This is a genomic window from [Clostridium] citroniae WAL-17108 (assembly GCF_000233455.1).
GTDB lineage: Bacteria > Bacillota > Clostridia > Lachnospirales > Lachnospiraceae > Enterocloster > Enterocloster citroniae.
In genome coordinates this window covers 218,662-235,636 of record NZ_JH376429.1, presented here as the reverse complement: position 1 = coordinate 235,636, position 16,975 = coordinate 218,662, and the positions used below count along the sequence as shown (strand labels likewise).

Annotated in this window: 14 protein-coding genes and 1 CRISPR repeat array; of the genes, 11 read left to right on the top strand and 3 right to left on the bottom strand. The window is 47.6% G+C overall.

What is annotated here, in order from left to right; translation table 11 throughout:
* The first annotated feature begins 67 nt into the window (after positions 1-67).
* The 5 genes from HMPREF9469_RS33150 to HMPREF9469_RS25715 all read left to right on the top strand — a co-directional run bounded on the left by HMPREF9469_RS33150 (position 68) and on the right by HMPREF9469_RS25715 (position 3,428).
* Complete coding sequence (locus HMPREF9469_RS33150; protein WP_007869092.1) at positions 68-355, top strand: hypothetical protein; 288 nt, start codon at positions 68-70, stop codon at positions 353-355.
* On the top strand, positions 355-660 hold the full coding sequence (locus tag HMPREF9469_RS33145; RefSeq protein ID WP_007869090.1) for a phosphatidylglycerol lysyltransferase domain-containing protein: 306 nt from the start codon (positions 355-357) through the stop codon (positions 658-660). The genes HMPREF9469_RS33150 and HMPREF9469_RS33145 overlap by 1 nt, the downstream gene beginning before the upstream one ends.
* A 247-nt stretch (positions 661-907) precedes the next feature.
* Complete coding sequence (locus HMPREF9469_RS25725) at positions 908-1,900, top strand: PspC-like choline-binding domain-containing protein (protein ID WP_007869089.1); 993 nt, start codon at positions 908-910, stop codon at positions 1,898-1,900.
* Between the two features lie 487 nt (positions 1,901-2,387).
* On the top strand, positions 2,388-3,008 hold the full coding sequence (locus HMPREF9469_RS25720; protein WP_007869087.1) for an NUDIX hydrolase N-terminal domain-containing protein: 621 nt from the start codon (positions 2,388-2,390) through the stop codon (positions 3,006-3,008).
* A 105-nt stretch (positions 3,009-3,113) separates the two neighbouring features.
* Positions 3,114-3,428: a hypothetical protein gene (locus HMPREF9469_RS25715; RefSeq protein ID WP_007869085.1), complete on the top strand. Its 315-nt coding sequence runs from the start codon at positions 3,114-3,116 to the stop codon at positions 3,426-3,428.
* Between the two features lie 279 nt (positions 3,429-3,707).
* Positions 3,708-4,949: direct repeats of the CRISPR family, unit length 33 nt; unit sequence GTCACAGTCTGCGAGGACTGTGTGGATTGAAAT.
* 216 nt (positions 4,950-5,165) lie between these two features.
* Here the strand turns inward: HMPREF9469_RS25715 and HMPREF9469_RS25710 are convergent.
* Genes HMPREF9469_RS25710 through HMPREF9469_RS25700 form a run of 3 tightly spaced genes read right to left on the bottom strand, consistent with a single transcriptional unit; the run spans position 5,166 to position 9,640 of the window.
* Entirely contained in the window at positions 5,166-7,343 is a 2,178-nt protein-coding gene (locus tag HMPREF9469_RS25710; RefSeq protein WP_007869083.1) for a CocE/NonD family hydrolase, read from the bottom strand.
* Positions 7,344-7,354: 11 nt separating this feature from the next.
* A complete protein-coding gene (locus HMPREF9469_RS25705; protein WP_007869081.1) occupies positions 7,355-8,521 on the bottom strand; it encodes a DUF819 family protein in 1,167 nt (388 codons plus the stop codon).
* 48 nt (positions 8,522-8,569) lie between these two features.
* Positions 8,570-9,640 carry a mandelate racemase/muconate lactonizing enzyme family protein gene (locus HMPREF9469_RS25700; protein ID WP_007869079.1) on the bottom strand — a complete coding sequence of 357 codons (1,071 nt, stop codon included), beginning with the start codon at positions 9,638-9,640 and terminating at the stop codon, positions 8,570-8,572.
* Between the two features lie 226 nt (positions 9,641-9,866).
* Between HMPREF9469_RS25700 and HMPREF9469_RS25695 the strand changes: the two genes are divergently transcribed.
* The 6 genes from HMPREF9469_RS25695 (at position 9,867) to HMPREF9469_RS25670 (ending at position 16,938) form a co-directional block, all read left to right on the top strand.
* A complete protein-coding gene (locus HMPREF9469_RS25695; protein ID WP_007869076.1) occupies positions 9,867-10,439 on the top strand; it encodes a helix-turn-helix domain-containing protein in 573 nt (190 codons plus the stop codon).
* 331 nt (positions 10,440-10,770) lie between these two features.
* Positions 10,771-12,129, top strand: a complete 1,359-nt coding sequence (locus tag HMPREF9469_RS25690; protein ID WP_007869073.1) for an 8-oxoguanine deaminase — start codon at positions 10,771-10,773, stop codon at positions 12,127-12,129.
* 82 nt (positions 12,130-12,211) lie between these two features.
* Positions 12,212-13,576, top strand: a complete 1,365-nt coding sequence (locus HMPREF9469_RS25685; RefSeq protein ID WP_007869070.1) for a uracil-xanthine permease family protein — start codon at positions 12,212-12,214, stop codon at positions 13,574-13,576.
* A 324-nt stretch (positions 13,577-13,900) separates the two neighbouring features.
* Positions 13,901-15,205 carry an extracellular solute-binding protein gene (locus tag HMPREF9469_RS25680; protein WP_007869066.1) on the top strand — a complete coding sequence of 435 codons (1,305 nt, stop codon included), beginning with the start codon at positions 13,901-13,903 and terminating at the stop codon, positions 15,203-15,205.
* Between the two features lie 15 nt (positions 15,206-15,220).
* Positions 15,221-16,108 carry a carbohydrate ABC transporter permease gene (locus HMPREF9469_RS25675; protein WP_007869064.1) on the top strand — a complete coding sequence of 296 codons (888 nt, stop codon included), beginning with the start codon at positions 15,221-15,223 and terminating at the stop codon, positions 16,106-16,108.
* Positions 16,105-16,938, top strand: coding sequence for a carbohydrate ABC transporter permease (locus tag HMPREF9469_RS25670; RefSeq protein ID WP_007869063.1), 834 nt, complete (start codon positions 16,105-16,107; stop codon positions 16,936-16,938). Before HMPREF9469_RS25675 ends, HMPREF9469_RS25670 begins: the two co-directional genes overlap by 4 nt.
* Positions 16,939-16,975 lie beyond the last annotated feature (37 nt).

The window sequence follows — 16,975 nt, the reverse complement described above, 5'->3', positions numbered from 1 at the left end:
GCCTTTCTGTATGCGGTCAAACCCTGGATCCAGCCCCGCACAAGCAGAGGGCCGGATATTCAGCATTATGAACATAAACCATGCCGCCAAGGCCGGGGTTACGGTACGGGAATATAAGGTGATGGAGCAGAGGGATACAGAGATAGAAAAGGGATTTGACAGGATTACCCAGGAATGGCTTCAGAAGAAGAGTGGACTGCTAAAATTCACACTGGGCTCAGTAGGGCTGGAACAACCTATGGATAAGCGTTATTTCTATGCATCGACCGCCTTTATCGTGTTTGTTCCCTTCTTGGGAAAAAAGGGTATATGGCCGATGTCACAAGGCACGGGCAGGATGCGCCGGGAGGTGTGATGGAAACGATCATCCATAAAGCGTTTCAGGTGTTTAAGAAAGAGGGCGTGGAGTTTGGCAGCCTGGGCGTAGCGCCTTTGGCCGGTCTGGAGGAGAACAGCGCCAATCTGGTGGAACGGCTGCTGTGTTTTGTGTATGAACATCTGAATGAGTGTTATGGTTTCCGGGATCTATCCCGGGCAAAGGAAAAGTACAGTCCCACACAGTGGCTTCCCTCCTACTATGTATACCTTCCAATGATTCCTACACCAGAGATGTTCTATGCCGTGGTAAGGATACAGAATCCACAGGAAATCTGGGATTAGATCCACTTTTTGTAAAGGCCCGGTTCCACAAGCGGTAGGAAACCGCCAAAGGCAGCCAATGGAGGAAAAACAGTGAAAAAACACAGGAAAATAACGCAGGAGAATAATATAGGGAAATCGTAAAGGGAGATAACAGAGAAAATTAACAGAGGGAATCTGGGCCTCCATCCCTTCCTTTTTATCCTGTTTTCGTATATAATGGGATAAAAAGGAAGCCCATTATAAAGCAAAAAAGGGAGTGGGGAATATGAAGAGAGTGAAGCAGCTGACAATGATATGGATAGCCGGAGGACTGTTAACTCTGATGTGCAGCACTGCTATGGCTGCCTCAAGAACAGAGATCAACAGCGTATCTCTGGAGGTGGAATCAGAGATCGAGGCCGGGGACAGTTCCAGCAATGTGGATGTATATTCTGATTCCGGCAGGTACAGTGTCAGTGATGTGGAAGTGACCAACGAACCAAAGGATGAATGGGATGACAATGACAAGCCCAAACTGAAGGTTACGGTAGATGCGGAGGATGATTACTATTTCCCTTCCGGATTTTCCAAAAGCGATGTGGACCTGAGCGGTGCGGATGGCAGGGTTACTTCCGTGACAAGAAAAAGCAGCACATTGTTTGTCTATATCACACTGGATTCTCTGGAGGGAAGCAGTGACCGGGACCTGGATGTCTATGAACTGGAATGGGACGAGTCATCCGGCATAGCCAACTGGGAGGATGACGGTGATGCCAGAAAATACGAGGTGCGCCTGTACCGTAATGACAATTCCGTTACCTCTGTCATCACCACCTCGGATACCAGTTACGACTTTTCCAAGTATATCACCCGAAGCGGCGATTATATGTTTAAGGTGAGGGGCGTCTATAGCTCTTCAGACAAGGGCTCCTGGGAGGAATCAGATACCTGGTATGTCTCTTCTGAGGATGCGGATGAGATCAACGCAGGGCACAGCGGATATGGCTCATATGACAGCGAAGGCAATAACTACAGCGGTGCCTGGCTCAGGGATAATGTGGGCTGGTGGTACTGCAATGCGGATAAGAGCTATACTGTAAACAATTGGCAGCTTATTGACGGCCAGTGGTATTTTTTCAATGCTGCAGGCTATATGGTAACCGGCTGGATCCCCTGGAACGGAGTGTGGTATTACTGCGGGGATGACGGCGCAATGTATCATAATACCACGACACCGGATGGGTATTATGTAGGAAGTGACGGGGGCTGGGTGCAGTAATTTATCTAAATTTGTTCAATAAGAAACGGTGTAAGCTCAGATCTTTATACCGTTTCTTTTAATATATTTTCCATTATAATAAATGGCCACCTGTCAGGGTTAATCATATATAAGACAGGGGTACCCAAAGAAAGTGTGACTTTTGAGCATGATAAAGTTTGGTTGTGGACAGCACAAATGGCGGATCCTTTTCAAAGAGACAAGCATGTTATATCAAAACATTTTTGGCCTTTTATCAGTCTAAAACACTTAAAAAAGAAATGATTTTTAATGCTTTGATGCCCAAATAGCGCCTGAATTTCTTATGATGATATAAAACCATGGGGCAGATATAAGGAAATATCATGCAATGGCGAAAGCGCGTGTTGAGGGTTTCTGACATTGCTATAACGCATAGAGCAGGATTATATTAGTAAAATTCATATGCGAAAGCTATGATGTATATGTTAAAAGGGCCTATAAATATAAATTTATATTAGAGGGATATATGAACAATATTGAAAAATGGTTAGAGTGGGCAATAGAATTACAAAGTCTTGCTCAAGCTGGATTGACATATGGTAAAGATATTTATGATAAAGAGAGATTTGAGAGAATTAGAGATATATCAGCTGAAATATTATCACATAAAACAGATATATCCATTGAAAAAGTAAAAGATTTATTTTGTAATGAAATTGGCTATCAGACACCTAAACTAGATACAAGGGCAGCTATATTTGAAAATGGTAAGATTCTTCTTGTAAAAGAAAATAATGGAAAATGGTCTTTACCTGGTGGTTGGGTTGATGTAAATGTATCCGTAAAAGAGAACACTATTAAAGAAGTTAAAGAAGAGGCGGGCTTAGATGTTTCTGCTGATAAAATAATTGCAGTTCAAGATAGAACTAAACACAATTTGCCAGTATATGCCTATGGTGTATGTAAAGTATTTGTTCTTTGCTCTGTTCTTGGCGGTCAGTTTCAAGAAAATATTGAAACAACAGAATTTAAATATTTTAATGAAGATGAAATACCAAAGCTTGCAGAAGAAAAAAACACAATTGAACAGGTGAAAATGTGTTTTAAAGCATACAAAAGTGAAAGCTGGGAAACAATATTTGATTAAACAAATTTTAATTTGCCTAAGGTTGGGGATATTCTCAACTAGTAAAAATCACCGTTACTGTCGTAGACACAAATGATCGTTTTTTTTGAAAGGATATTTTTTCCTATGCTTGTTGCTGCAAATTTTTTACATTCTTGCCCTTTGCTTGTACAGAAACAATCATTCGGCGCGGTGTTATTTATGTTACTTTTTCTCAAGTGTCCATATTCTGTAGGGAAGGTTAATGCTTATATCAATTCCTTGAAAGACTTGTTTTCTGAAACTTTAATTTGGACCTTATCTATCATTACGGAAACGAGAAGAACATTAAAACATAAAGATAGTGAAGAAATCAAAATTGTGGAAAACGATAAGCTGGAGAATTATCATTTAAGTGATCTTGATATCAGAAATTTAAAAAAATCTCTTTGCTCTCCTTAGCGGTTCAATTGTTAAGTGTATGTTTACATATTATGGGATTGGAATAAATATTGCTTTGGGGTACAAAACTGAAAGTTTGGATTAAATATTATCAGAAAAAGGGAATACAAGTATTATGGTGCGAATCCCAAGCAAACATAAAATGTCTAGGAGATTCGCACCAAAATAAAGCACATAATATTTGATTTCGAGAGAAGATGTAGTATAATATGAAAAGAGATTTGTGCATTGTGTATGAGGGTAAGTTGTATTTAATAGTAAATATCATGCATAATTGCCGTCACAGTCTGCGAGGACTGTGTGGATTGAAATATATTTTGGGACGGTTATTTTAAGGGAAGATATTCGTCACAGTCTGCGAGGACTGTGTGGATTGAAATAAGGATGCCCAGGTAGAAGGGGAATCGGTTGATTGTCACAGTCTGCGAGGACTGTGTGGATTGAAATGATACCCGCTCCCAATCATGCCCTCAAGTTGCTGTCACAGTCTGCGAGGACTGTGTGGATTGAAATCTTTTGTTAGCTTTTGACGGATGGAAAGAACTTGGTCACAGTCTGCGAGGACTGTGTGGATTGAAATATATACGCGGTTTAAAACCTGTTGGGCATTGCCGGTCACAGTCTGCGAGGACTGTGTGGATTGAAATACCGCTTAATGCATTTGGCTGCGGGTATATAACGTCACAGTCTGCGAGGACTGTGTGGATTGAAATAAAGCAAAGCCCTCATTGATATCTGCTCTGGTTGGTCACAGTCTGCGAGGACTGTGTGGATTGAAATAAGGCATTCACGGAGATGGTGACCGGTAAGAAGGGGTCACAGTCTGCGAGGACTGTGTGGATTGAAATCGTGGACATGGTCGAGAGATGAAATAGGTATTTGCCGTCACAGTCTGCGAGGACTGTGTGGATTGAAATAACGGATGGTGGGACAACCTGGAATACTAAGACCGGTCACAGTCTGCGAGGACTGTGTGGATTGAAATTGGACCGTGCGAATCCCTCACGTTAAATCCCCAGTCACAGTCTGCGAGGACTGTGTGGATTGAAATTCCCGCAACTCCTCATCAGTTGGCTGCAAAAGCGTCACAGTCTGCGAGGACTGTGTGGATTGAAATTATTATATTGATTTTATATTCCAGCAATATCATTGTCACAGTCTGCGAGGACTGTGTGGATTGAAATCGAAGCTTTTACCTGGGCAACACCGGGGAGCCAGGTCACAGTCTGCGAGGACTGTGTGGATTGAAATTGAGCTGTCCTATTTTATAGAATTAAGATTTAGAGTCACAGTCTGCGAGGACTGTGTGGATTGAAATGTATGGTTCTATTTTCAGGTATGTTATCCCTCGGATGTCACAGTCTGCGAGGACTGTGTGGATTGAAATTCCGCATATATGAGCGGAGAGAAACAAGTAATTAGTCACAGTCTGCGAGGACTGTGTGGATTGAAATCACCTATGCATATAGTAAGTATCGATACTCACACGTCACAGTCTGCGAGGACTGTGTGGATTGAAATTCTGCGCATGGCGGTTATAAGTCCACCCATGCCTGTCACAGTCTGCGAAGACTGTGTGCATGTAGCAGATTTGAACTTGGTAATTTTTCAATTACGATCATACCAAAGGAAAAATGTCGGGGTGTATGAATTAATTTCATATACCTCGACATTTATTATAGAATCATCTTATCAATTTGAAAGTCACAAAAATCGAAATCCCCTCAGAACGCTCCATCACACTTCCTGTCTAAACATCACCCGCGAAGCGTGGGCTCCGCCCCGGTGGATCCTGTTGTGGGCTGTTTTGATCGTCACACTGTTAAAGCCATCTCTGGTGTTCCGGTTTGGAAAGATAAAATTTTTTGCACTGGAGGTTATTGTGACTCTTAGGCAATGACCTTTGCAAAAGGTGTGGGACAGTTTGGTAGTACGGATTTTAACAGGGTAGATCTGTCCCGGTTCCATAAAGTCCGGGTGTTCAAACTGGTTACGGTACCGTACGCTGAGGACACCGTCTGCCAGTTTCATGGAACGTCCCTCCCTATCCACATCCGTGATGCGCACGACCAGATCCGTATCCTCACAGTCGGAAGAGAGATAAAGCTCTGCTGTCACATCCCCGGTAATGGTCAGGTCTGAGGATAATGCCTGGGTGGAATAACATAAGATATCAGGGCGTTTTTCCTCAAGGGAGTAATCCGCAGGCACTTCCAGTTCATTTTCCGACATATCTACAAGGTGGAGGGCCGGATGTTCCGGATCATATTCATAGGAATCCCAGGAAGGGGACGCAGGAGCGCTTACGGACAGGATTCCTCTGTTCACCGCTGCTGCGTCTTCCTGGTCTCCGTCCAGATAAAAGGTCAGTGCACTGGTGCCGGGAATCGGCCAGTTGTCTGCGGTCTTCCATTGGTTGCTTCCCATAGTGTAATACTCCACCTTCGGCGTGCGGTCTATGCCATTATCCACTCCTTTGAGATAATGTTCCAGCCATGCCAAACAGATCAGGTCCATATCATAGCGAAGGGCATTTGTCCCAAGGGCGAAACCATGGATATCGTAATCCGCATTGCCGGCGTGCATCCAGGGGCCAAGGATCACCTTTTTCTCCTGATAATCGTGGTAAAGTTCCAAGGCTTCCGTGGTGCCCATCCCGTTATCGTCAAACCAGCCGGACATGATCAGGGCAGGCACGCGGTGGGCGTTGGTTCTGTCTTTCCAGTTTCCCTGCTGCCACAGTTTGTCATAATCCATATGGGAAAACCATTTTCTCAGAAATGGGATATCATATCCCAGGGCTTTGGGAGCCAGTTCTTCCAGGGGACGGATATCCAGCACTTCCTCCCAGTCGTCCCGCGCCATCAGTGAGGGATCAGAATGCTGTCCCGATACCAGGAAAGCCCAGGCAAGCATGCCGGAATTAAAACATCCGCCTCGTCTGGGAACATCCACAAAGGGGCTGCCAGCACAGACACTGCTGAGCATTGCCTTCAAATGCGGGTTTTCACTGGCCGCCGCGGCCCACTGCACATATCCCAGATAGGAGCCCCCGGTCATACCCACATTGCCGTCACTCCAGGGCTGCCGGGCAATCCAGGAAAGGGTATCGTCCCCGTCCTCCACTTCGTAGTACATGGGCAGCCATTCGCCTTCGCTGTCCTCCCTGCCCCGTACATCCTGGATCACCACGGCATAGCCCCTTTGGACAAAACGAAAATAACAGGAAATGCCCATGGTTTTTCCATATGGGGTGCGGACCAGCACGGTGGGAACCTTCTTGGCTCCTGACGGAAGATAGATATCGGTTGCCAGGCGGACCTGGTCACGCATGGGCACCATTTCCGTTACTGGATGTTCCACTGTGCAGAGGGGATTCCGGTTAACTTCGGCCCACTGGCTTAGAATGGTCCTATCCTCCAGGCCGTTTCTCACAAGTACGGCGCACTGGTCGCGGTAAGGGGTGACAAAAGCAGCTACCTGACCATTGTCCGTTATGAGATTTTTTGGGAATTTAATATTTCTCTGAACAAAAGACTTATCATCTCTTTTTTCAAATATCTCCCCGCCGGGAGTTTCAAATCGCTTAAATTCATTCCATGTCCCAGCATTTCTTGTCCCAGCATTTCTTGTCCCAGCATTTCTTGCCCCAGCATTTCTTGCCCCAGTGTTTTCTGCCGCGGTGTTTCTTGTCTCAGTATTCCTTATCCCTGCCTCGTATGCCTCCAGTTCCATCAGAGCTTTTCGGACATTCATTTTTCCCAGTTCCAGATACCAGGTGTCATCCTCCGCAAGTTCCTTCCATTCGCCCGGCATTCCGGTGTATACGTCCAGAGGACGGTGGAAGATCCGGTCATCCCTCCGCTCGAAGATTCCATATAAAATACCGGACAGGTAAAAATTCCATTGTTCCATTCAATCCCTCCTTATGCGCCAATGATGAATTTGATCAGGTAAGCCACCATGATACCCACATAATTTCCGCACACGCCGCCAATCACTCCCATGAGCAGTCCTACGCTGACCAGGCGGTTCCATTTGGCGCTGGAAGCCACCAGGGATGCGGTGGTTCCGTCTGCGATCGCTCCCGTGATACCCAGGATCACATATTCATACGGGACCTTAAACATTCTGGAAAGGAACAGGTGAAGACTGATGCTTCCGATGATCACGCAGAAGCAGAACAGGGTGATTGTCATGGTGGAGCCAAAGAAAGATGCCAGGTCCACGCTGAATCCAATGATGGACAGGTACATCATTCCAAAGAACAGACCAAGGTTTAAGTTTCCTCTCAGCCTGCCCACAGACGGAATCTGGGCTGCGGCAATGGAGAGTGTGGAAATAAGGAGGATCCTTCCCGCGCTGGCAAAATCAGAGGGAAGGAAGGCGGACAGCTTTGTGGCAATGGTCACAATGGTAACTGCAATGGCCAAAAGCCAGGCAATGTCCTGGATGCTCCATTTCTGTTCAGCCATCAGAACCGGTTCCTCCCCATCGCCGATGCGATCTTCATCTGACAGACGGAAGGGCCAGATCCTTTTTAAAAAATGTACGTTCTGGAACAGAGCAGGTGCCGCAAACATTAAAAACAGGGTGGGCATGCCTACCACGTAGTCTGCGGCGTTGGCGGCGGCAATGGTCTCATTGGCTGCATCCAGACCCACTGCGATCGCAGTGAGGTTGGAACTTCCTCCCGTGTAGGTTCCCACAAACATACCGGCTATTTTCCAGCCCTCAAACATTTGTCCGCTGAAGACTACTCCAAACAAAGTTGCCACCAGGCAGACGCTGAACACGGCTGAAACCAGGCCGACCAGGGCCTTGCCGGAAAGCTTTGCCAGCTCCTTCAGGTTGATATTCAGCAGGTAAATGGAAATAGACATAGGAACACAGTAGGTGATCACCACACCGTATACGTCCTGGTACCCAGGCACTATGTGGAGGTTTACCAGGACTAGTCCGATCACAATAACCGTGAGGGCGGGCCCTACATACTTAAAAGCTTTGAATCTCTGTACCCACAGGGAAAATGCCACCATAACCAAAATAACGGTCAGCAGTTCGTCCGTGGTCTGAAAAATCGGGAATTGCATATATGCACCTCTTTCGTTGTTTTTGTATTCCTCCGGATATGCGGGGAATTACATGTTAAAATACACTCCGAATCCCGGTTCGTCCAGAAGGGTAAATATATCCCGTTCCTGAGTGAATCCGCCTTCAATTGGGTTTTCTTTGTAATACAGGAAGCTGTCACAGTCTGCTTCGGTCACATTTTTCTTGGCTGCCACCAGGCTCAGCCCTGCAGTGATAGCTAGTTTGGTTTCCAGCATACAGCCTACCATGCAGGTAACGCCGTTGGCTTCCGCGACCGCGTTGATCTTGGAGGCGGGATACAGGCCGCCGCATTTCATCAGTTTAATATTGAGGATATCGGCCGCTCCCAGACGGCAGGCCCTGGCCGCATCCATCGGGCCATGGATGGACTCGTCCAGCATGATCTGGATCCCGTTCACTTTGCTGCGGATAAATGCAGATCCCTCCATATCCCAATGAGGCAGGCACTGTTCCACGGCCTCTATGCCGTACTCCTTAAAACCTTCCAGGGCACAGACCGCATCGGATACGCTGTAGCCCTGGTTGGCATCGGCCCGAAGGCGGATGTCCGGTCCCACTGCCTCCCGGATCAGTTTCATGGCAAGGATGTCGTCTTTGTAATTGATACCTGCCTTAATCTTCAGTATATGGTAACCTTCTGTTTCCACCAGGCGCTTGGCCTCCGCTGCCATGGACTGAGGACTGCTGATGCCAATGGTGATATCATTGTGCACCACGTTGCTGTAGCCGCCTAACAGTTTGTAGACCGGCAGCCCCATGGATTTTCCCATAAGATCGTACATTGCCAGGTCCACGGCACATTTGGCAGCGCCGTTTCCTACAATAACGCCGTCCATCATGGCGTGGACTGCCTCGATATCCATGGGGTCCATGCCCAGCAGCCCTGTTTTGAACAGTTCCAGCACAGCAATAACTCCGTCCACGGTTTCACCGGTCACAGGGGCAAAGGGAGCTGCTTCCCCAAACCCTATACAGCCATTATCCGTGGACACCTGGATTAGTACACTTTCCAGATAGCTGACAGTTGTAAAAGCCACCTTGAACGGTTCCTTCAGCGGAATCTGTACTTTTTCAATGTTCATCCCTGTAATTTTCATTTCATCCTCCTGAATTATGTATATATCTTAATTAATGCATAATATTATCTTCTAATTTTACTATAGGTTAAAATATCGGTCAACTACTTCTGTCTATTATTGTAGAAATCCCTGGGGAGACACCAGGAAAGTTTCTGGGGGATTCCAGGAAAGTTTCTGCATAAAAATCTTGCGCAAGCGGGCATAAGACGTTAAAATAGGGATACTACCAAAGAAGGAGTTTCGTATGTTAGGCACAAATATTAGGGAATACCGCAAGAAACAGAATCTTACCATCAAGGAATTGGCAGAGAGGACCGGACTTTCAATTGGATATATCTCCCAGGTGGAGCGGGAGGAGGCGGAACCATCTCTTTCCTCTTTGAGGAAGATTGCCAGGGAGTTTGATGTTCCTCTCTATGTTTTGATGGATGACCATAAAAATGATCACAATCTTACCATACGCCGGGAGGAGCGCTTATCTGTGCGCATTAAGAAAAGCAGTGTGGAATATGAATTCCTTACTCCTCTCCCTTCCCAGAATTTTTCTCCGAAAACGCTGATGATAAAAGCCACTCTGGAACCAAGGTCCAGGGATTCGGAAATCCCCATTGTTCATCATTCCGAGGAGACGCTTCTTGTTTTAAAGGGAATGCTGACGGTTTTAGTGGGGGATAAGCCCATTGTGCTGCATCAGGGGGACACTACTATCATAGAGGAGGATTTACCCCATACATGTATTAATGAAACGGAGGATTATGTGGAGGTGCTTTCCACGATCACGCCGCCGGTGTGGGGGACGCTGCATTTCCCGGGATAACATTGCACTTCCCGGGAAGATGAAATACAAAAATTGTTAGATTTTCACAAAAATATGCAAAAATTATTTGATATATTGGATATTGATTTTATATCCAATCATTGATATATTGGTTAAGTATCTATTGCTCTTTGAAAAATCATATCTATATAGCTGTTTAAAACATAGCTGGGACCACGCGGCATACGGCCGGTATCATATATACCGGACAGAGGGTATGGATCATACTCTGGTATGAGGGTGCATCGTGGACACCCGTGCCGCCGGCAGTATACCAGTCATATAGTCTATGAAGCAAAGAATGTTTAGGAATTTACATCAGGAGGTAATCATGAAAGGAACCCTGCTCGTAAAGAACGTTAAGCATCTTGTGACATGTGACGCTGATGACAGGCTGCTTGACGGTGTTAACGTATTTATACGGGATGGAGTAATTGAAAGTATTGGACAGAATGAAGAAACAGCAGCGGATGTGATTGACGCATCTAATATGGTGATGTATCCGGGACTTATTAATACACACCATCATTTATATCAGACATTCAGCCGGAATTTACCACAGGTACAGAACATGGAATTATTTCCATGGCTGAAAACTTTATATGAGATCTGGAAGCACGTGGATGAGGACGTGGTTTATTACAGTTCCCTAACTGGTATGGGAGAACTGCTAAAGACCGGCTGCACCACCTGCCTGGATCACCACTACGTGTTCCCCGGTACGGTGGGAGGCGGGCTTTTGGACGCCCAGTTCCATGCTGCAGATGAACTGGGGATGCGTTTCCATGCAACCAGGGGCAGTATGGACCTGAGTGTAAAGGATGGGGGACTGCCTCCGGACAGCGTGGTCCAGTCCGTGGATGAGATACTGAAGGACTCGGAGGAAGCCGTGGCCAGGCATCATGACGGCAGCAGGTATTCCATGCATCAGGTAGCCCTGGCCCCCTGTTCCCCTTTCAGTGTCACAGGGGAACTTTTGCGGGAATCCGCCGTGCTGGCCAGGAAGCTCAAGGTCAGGCTTCATACCCATTTGGCGGAGACAAAGGATGAGGAGCAGTTTACCCTGTCCCGCTTTGGTATGCGCCCCTTAGAGTATATGGAGAGCCTTGGATGGGTGGGGCCGGACGTGTGGTATGCCCACGGCATACATTTTACAGAGGGAGAGTTAAAACGCCTGGCTGACACGGGGACCGGCGTTGCCCACTGTCCTGTGTCCAACATGAAGCTGTCCTCTGGCGTTGCGCTGATTCCACAGATGCTTAAGCTGGGAGTTCCTGTTGGGCTGGCCGTGGACGGATCGGCCAGCAATGATGGGTCCAATCTTCTGGAGGAGATGAGAGTGGCTTACCTGCTGCACCGTCTAAGCTGGAGCCAGGAAGCTCCTGACGGATATGATATCCTTAAGATGGCCACCAGGGGAAGCGCGCGCATCCTTGGTAGGGAGGAACTGGGACGTATTGAGGTGGGAATGGCGGCTGATTTCTTCCTGGTGAATTTGAACCGCATTGAGATGGTAGGAGCCCAGTTTGACCCCAAATCCGTGCTGTGCACAGTGGGATTAAAGGGCTGCGTGGATTATACGGTTGTAAATGGAAAGATCGTGGTCAGGGATGGTAGACTGGCCGGTGTGGATGAGGAGAAGATTGTAGAAAAAGCAAATGCAGTTGTAGAGGAATATATCAGTCGCTAAGCATTTTCCTGTATCACCACCTGGAGTGGCAGGAAAAGCTGCCGCTCTGTGAATCTTAGAATAGAGAGGTAAGACGATAGATATGAATAAAACAAAAGCATATGCAGAGGTAACTGAGTTGAACGGGATTCCCCGTTTTATCCAAGCCCTTCCCCTGGCTGTCCAGCACGTGGTCGCCATGATCGTGGGCTGTGTTACACCGGCCATTATCCTGGCAGGAGTGACCGGGGTGGATCCGGCCCAGCAGATCATCCTGATCCAATCCGCGCTTCTCATATCGGGAATCGCCACATTGCTCCAGCTGTTTCCATTAGGGCGGTTCTGCGGTTCCGGCCTTCCGGTCATCATGGGAGCCAGCTTTGCCTACATACCGCTGCTGATCTCCCTGGGAAGCAGATTTGACCTTCCCACCATATTTGGGGCCCAGCTGGTGGGAGGACTGGCAGCTGTTGCGGTGGGGCTGTTCTACAAAAAGCTTACAAGGCTGTTTCCGCCCCTGGTGACAGGTACTGTGGTATTCACCATCGGCCTGTCCCTGTACCCTACGGCGGTGAACTACATGGCAGGCGGTGTGGGGGCTGAGGATTTTGGGAGTCCCAGAAACTGGCTGGTGGCTGTGGCCACACTGGCAATTGTACTGTTTTTTAACTATTTTACTAAGGGAATCTGCAAGCTGGCATCCATTCTTATGGGAATGTTCCTGGGATATCTGGTGGCATTGGCCATGGGTATGGTTTCCTTTGATAATGTGGGAGCAGCCGGGTGGTTCCAGTTCACCATGCCTCTTCATTTTGGCATGAAGTTTGAACTCACGTCCATTATTTCCATGATCATTATGTACATTGTCAGCTCCGTGGAGGCAATCGGGGATTTTACATCCACTGCAGGAGGCGGACTTGACCGGGAGCCTACGGACCGGGAGATGTGCGGCGGCATTATTGGAAATGGAGTGGCCAGTATCATTGGCGCCTTTGTGGGCGGGCTTCCCACGGCAACCTTTAGTCAGAACGTGGGCATTGTAATCATGACAAGAGTGGTGAACCGCTGCGTATTGGGACTGGCAGCAGTGATCATCCTCATTGCGGGATTCATCCCCAAGTTTGCCTCCCTTCTCACGACCATCCCCTCCTGTGTTCTGGGGGGAGCTACGGTTTCCGTATTTGCAATGATCACCATGACGGGGATCAAGCTGATCACAAAGGAAAAGCTGACAGCAAGGAATACTTCCGTGGTGGGGCTGGCTGTGGCCCTTGGAATCGGTGTGATCCAGGCAGGGGGATGCCTTGCCCTGTTCCCTGACTGGGCCAAGACGATCTTTGGAGAATCCGCAGTGGTGATCGCCACCATTACAGCAGTGACGCTGAATCTGATCCTGCCTGAGGAGGAAGTACAGGAAGCAGCAGGGGAGAAAAAGCAGGAGAAGCATGCCCAAGGGAACATGGCTTAAGGCAGTATAACCGGGGCAGTGGAGCAAACACAGTCCAAGATAATAAGTTCTACAGTTTGAGGGATGTCGTCAATGGACGGCATCCCTCATCTTGCCTGTTTGCCCCACGCCGCCACCCACTCAGCCATCCTCCATTCCCTCCCGTCTCAGCCATCCCCTCCCGCACCAACGGCATTTCCCCATATAAAAGGCAGAAAAGAGAAAGGGTGTATAGAATTTCTGATATTTTAATGGATATGCTGTATTATAAGTGTCAGGGGATTTTGCTATAATTCCGTTAACAGAAACCGCTGCGGCGGATTTGAATCAGAGGAGGATTTCATTATGAGAAAACATGCATTAAAGCGCTTACTTAGTATCTTATGTGCGGGGGCTGTGGCTGTATCCATGGCAGGCTGCGGGCAGAGTGGAGATACAAAAAAGGAGGAAAAGGTGGAAATATCCATGCTGGACTTCTTTATACCGGGAGAGGGTGTTACCAAGGCTATGAAGCCATTGTTAGACAAGTATCTGGAGGAACATCCCAATGTGGTGCTGGATGAAGAGTCCGTATCCAATGCGGATCTGGCTACCAAGGTACAGACCCTGGCGGCAGGGGATGAACTGCCTGATGTGTTTATGGTAAAGGGACAGATGGCTCAGACATTTGTGGAAAACGGGAAAATGTACGCGCTGGATGATATCCTGGCAGAGGATCCACAGTGGAGAGATAATTTTAAGGAGGGCGTGTTCTCCAATTTCACCATTGATGAAAAGATATACGCTATTCCATTCCAGGTGACAAATACATGTGTATTCTACAATACAGACCTGTTTGCTCAGGCGGGGATCAAGGAATTTCCCAAGACCTGGGATGAACTGATCGATATCATTCCAGACCTGAAGTCCATTGGAGTTACACCCATCGTGTTGGGCAACAAGGAGAAATGGAATGCGGAATCCGTAATCATGAGCACTCTTGGAAACCGCCTCACCGGTGATGAGTGGTATCAGAGCATCCGTGATAACAGCGGTGCAAAATTCACGGATCCGGAGTTTGTAGCTTCCCTTCAGGCCCTCAGCGACCTGGCGGCGGCAGGCGCCTTTAACGAGGACGTGAACAGTATTGACGGAGCACAGCAGAGACAGATGTATATGAACGGCAAGGCGGCTATTACCATTGACGGAAGCTGGGCCATTGCCAATTTTGATGAGAACTGCCCTGATGATGTGAAAAATGTGACGGAAATGGCAGCTCTTCCCATGGTGGAAGGCGGAAAGGGCAATCCGGAAGCGATCACAGGAGGCGCAGGATGGGCAATTGCGGTCAGCTCTAAGTTAAGCCCTGAGAAGCTGGAAGTGGTAAAGGATATGTTGAAGGCTATGACAGGTCCTGAATATGGCACGGCTGCCATTGAGGAGGGAACTCTGTCAGCGGTAAAACCAGGGGAAGATGTGGAGATCACTGAAACCGTGGCAGCTAAGTTTGATGCATTTGCAGAAGGCAGGCCCTTTATCCCGGTATATGACCATCAGCTGAGTTCAGGCGTGATTGATGTGATGCAGGGAGGACTTCAGGAACTGCTTATCGGCAGGGTGACACCGGAGGAACTGGCTCAGAGGATCCAGACTGAGTATGAAAATAACTGAAAGTGAGTGAAGAATATGAGTAAGGCATTGAGGCCCAAAAACGCAGTCATCTATGGATTGCTGGCCCCCGGGCTTGTGATTTTCGCCATATGCTGCATCATGCCCCTGTTCGTGGCAGTGTACAACAGCTTCTTTGAGTGGAACGGCGGGCCTGAGAGGACATTTATCGGATTCCGGAACTATGTGGAATTGATACACGACAAGGCGTTCTGGAGTGCGTTTATGAATAACCTGACCTTCATATTCTGGACTGTGATCGGTCAGATCGGAATTGCCTTTATCATTGCCATGCTGTTACAGTCCAGAATATTGAAGTTTAAGAATCTGCACAGAACCGTTATCTTCTTTCCGGTGGTGCTGTCCGCAGTGGTGGTAGGATTTTTGTGGAGGATCATGTATAATTCCGAGTATGGAATTGTGAACACACTGATGCGGAGCCTGGGGCTGGAGCGCTATATCCAGCTGTGGCTGGATAACCCGGACATTGTAATCGGCTCCCTGGCCATCCCAAAGGTGTGGCAGTTTATTGGATATTACCTGATCATACTGCTGGCAGCTATCCAGGGAATTGACCAGAGCGTCCTGGAAGTGGCGGAGCTGGACGGGGCCACGGGGTGGAAGAAGTCCTTTTACATTGTAATGCCCCTTATTAAGAGCACTCTGATGGTGACCGTGATGCTGTGTATATCCGGAAATATGAAGACATTTGACCAGATTTTTGTCATGACCGGCGGAGGACCGGGAACCAGCTCTGAGGTGGTGGCCCTCTATGCCTACAATGTGTCCATGAACCGGATGCGTTACGGATACGGAAGTACGGCGGCCATTGGGATCCTGATCCTGAGCCTGGGCCTGATCGTTATCAGTAAGCTGGTTGGAAGAAAGAAGGAGGAGGAAGCATGAAAAAAGCGGTAAAAGCCGTGGAAACAGTGATTGCCAACGGATTTGTGACATTGTTTTCCGTAACCTGCATTTTCCCCATCATATGGATGATCTACTCATCCCTGAAAACAGATCAGGAGTTTTCACTGGATATTTTGAGCCTTCCAAAGAAGCTGATATTTGACAATTACGCCCGGGCCATTGAGGAGGGGAACATCGGCTCCTACTTTATGAACAGTATGTTTAACACCCTGATCACTGTTGCCGTTGTGATCGTGATCGCTTTTGTGACAGGCTACTGTCTGTCCAGGTTTAAATTCAGGGGAAGGACATTTGTGTACTATATGTTTTTGTCCGGAATGCTGATCCCCATTTACGCTCTTTTGATTCCCATCTTTGTGGAATTTAAGTCATTGGGACTCCTGAATAAAAGATACACATTGATATTGCCCTATATCGCATTCGCCCTTCCGGTGGCAGTGTTTCTGGTGGAAAGCTCTGTGGCCAGCGTGCCCATTGAGATCGAGGAGGCGGCATGTATAGACGGAAGCTCCTTTCTACATACCATGTTTGCCATTGTAATGCCCATGTGCAGGCCGGTGTTATCCACCAGTGCCATCCTCACCTTCCTGAACACCTGGAATGAATTTCCGCTGGCGCTGGTATTGATCAGAAGTAATTCTCTTAAGACAATGCCCATTGGACTTACCAATTTTGTGGGAAGCTATACGGTAAATTATCCGTTGATGCTGGCAGCCCTTGTGGTTTCCACACTTCCTGTGGTGATTATGTATCTTTTGTTCTATAATCAGATTATGAAAGGCATGACCGCGGGAGCGGTTAAGGGTTAAGACCGATCATTCGTTTTGCATGTCAGACAGGCTGTTT

What these genes read in the sequence shown, in the direction of transcription:
- HMPREF9469_RS33150 (WP_007869092.1), top strand. Translation starts at nt 68, where the DNA reads ATGAACATAAACCATGCCGCCAAGGCCGGGGTTACGGTACGGGAATAT.
- HMPREF9469_RS33145 (WP_007869090.1), top strand. Translation starts at nt 355, where the DNA reads ATGGAAACGATCATCCATAAAGCGTTTCAGGTGTTTAAGAAAGAGGGC.
- HMPREF9469_RS25725 (WP_007869089.1), top strand. Translation starts at nt 908, where the DNA reads ATGAAGAGAGTGAAGCAGCTGACAATGATATGGATAGCCGGAGGACTG.
- HMPREF9469_RS25720 (WP_007869087.1), top strand. Translation starts at nt 2,388, where the DNA reads ATGAACAATATTGAAAAATGGTTAGAGTGGGCAATAGAATTACAAAGT.
- HMPREF9469_RS25715 (WP_007869085.1), top strand. Translation starts at nt 3,114, where the DNA reads ATGCTTGTTGCTGCAAATTTTTTACATTCTTGCCCTTTGCTTGTACAG.
- HMPREF9469_RS25710 (WP_007869083.1), bottom strand. Translation starts at nt 7,343, where the DNA reads ATGGAACAATGGAATTTTTACCTGTCCGGTATTTTATATGGAATCTTC.
- HMPREF9469_RS25705 (WP_007869081.1), bottom strand. Translation starts at nt 8,521, where the DNA reads ATGCAATTCCCGATTTTTCAGACCACGGACGAACTGCTGACCGTTATT.
- HMPREF9469_RS25700 (WP_007869079.1), bottom strand. Translation starts at nt 9,640, where the DNA reads ATGAAAATTACAGGGATGAACATTGAAAAAGTACAGATTCCGCTGAAG.
- HMPREF9469_RS25695 (WP_007869076.1), top strand. Translation starts at nt 9,867, where the DNA reads ATGTTAGGCACAAATATTAGGGAATACCGCAAGAAACAGAATCTTACC.
- HMPREF9469_RS25690 (WP_007869073.1), top strand. Translation starts at nt 10,771, where the DNA reads ATGAAAGGAACCCTGCTCGTAAAGAACGTTAAGCATCTTGTGACATGT.
- HMPREF9469_RS25685 (WP_007869070.1), top strand. Translation starts at nt 12,212, where the DNA reads ATGAATAAAACAAAAGCATATGCAGAGGTAACTGAGTTGAACGGGATT.
- HMPREF9469_RS25680 (WP_007869066.1), top strand. Translation starts at nt 13,901, where the DNA reads ATGAGAAAACATGCATTAAAGCGCTTACTTAGTATCTTATGTGCGGGG.
- HMPREF9469_RS25675 (WP_007869064.1), top strand. Translation starts at nt 15,221, where the DNA reads ATGAGTAAGGCATTGAGGCCCAAAAACGCAGTCATCTATGGATTGCTG.
- HMPREF9469_RS25670 (WP_007869063.1), top strand. Translation starts at nt 16,105, where the DNA reads ATGAAAAAAGCGGTAAAAGCCGTGGAAACAGTGATTGCCAACGGATTT.